This window comes from Bacillus sp. 05T31 (genome assembly GCF_056396725.1).
On the sequence record NZ_JBFTMA010001130.1, the window covers coordinates 1 to 851 of the forward strand.

The following is an 851-nucleotide window of genomic DNA, read 5'->3' on the forward strand; positions in this document are numbered from 1 at the left end:
TCCTTTTGATGCGCTTGTGAGTCTGTCCCAATAGATAATCGATATAAATTTCGCGGATCCTTTTCAATGAAACTACAAATACGGTTAAATACCATATCAAAATTCAAATGTCTCTCTGAAACATTATAAAATGTATGCTCACCGTCCACATAGTCACGTCCTTTCAATTAGACAGACTTTTCGTATTCTCATTGTATGGGACAAAAACAAAAATTATAACTTACTACCCTTTATTCGTTTCAATATTTCGAATTACATAATTACAAAACTTACATGTATAAATTACATTTTGATTAGACTGGGCAGTTAATACATGATTAATTTCAGCATGACTGTGACAATTAGGACAAATAACAATCGGTAAGCGTTCCATCCTTTGCACCTCCTATTAATATTTACTATCATTGTAGGAAAAATGAAAAATTCCTATACATATACATTTATAAAAACTCTTTTATTTAATCGCGACTTAAATTGAAACTTCTACTACCTATATAGCCCATTAATTAATATAACTAAAAAAGGTACCGCCATTTGGCAGTACCTTTTTTATATGTATCAAGAAATGATATCGTAAATCTCAATTGCAACCATATCGATGTTATCGAATTGATACACTTGAGGTTTTTCACCTTGTTGATACACTTCTAACTCATACATTTCACTTTTATCGAAAAATTTCACGCTACATTTGCGCTCACCGTTCACTTCAAAATAGCGTTGTGCTACTTCACCGCTTTCAGCTTGTTCTTGTAGACTAACAAGTCGAGTTAAAATTCCTTGGAGTAGAGACATGAAATCTCTCCTTTCTCTGATCTTCCTACCAATAGGTTTTACAGCTATACTCATTC

Annotated in this window: 3 protein-coding genes; all 3 read right to left on the bottom strand. The window is 32.4% G+C overall.

The window, feature by feature from the left end; translation table 11 throughout:
* A partial coding sequence (locus tag AC1DJR_RS31845; RefSeq protein WP_477004455.1) for a ribonuclease H-like YkuK family protein occupies positions 1-149 on the bottom strand: 149 nt, incomplete at its 3' end.
* Positions 150-223: 74 nt separating this feature from the next.
* Positions 224-373, bottom strand: coding sequence for a hypothetical protein (locus AC1DJR_RS31850; RefSeq protein ID WP_002160670.1), 150 nt, complete (start codon positions 371-373; stop codon positions 224-226).
* Between the two features lie 185 nt (positions 374-558).
* Positions 559-795 (bottom strand): YkuJ family protein, encoded by a 237-nt coding sequence (locus AC1DJR_RS31855; RefSeq protein WP_000055151.1) that lies wholly within the window; start codon positions 793-795, stop codon positions 559-561.
* Positions 796-851 lie beyond the last annotated feature (56 nt).

Excerpts from the sequence above, each read along its gene's own strand:
- AC1DJR_RS31855 (WP_000055151.1), bottom strand. The coding sequence starts at position 795 with ATGTCTCTACTCCAAGGAATTTTAACTCGACTTGTTAGTCTACAAGAA.
- AC1DJR_RS31850 (WP_002160670.1), bottom strand. The coding sequence starts at position 373 with ATGGAACGCTTACCGATTGTTATTTGTCCTAATTGTCACAGTCATGCT.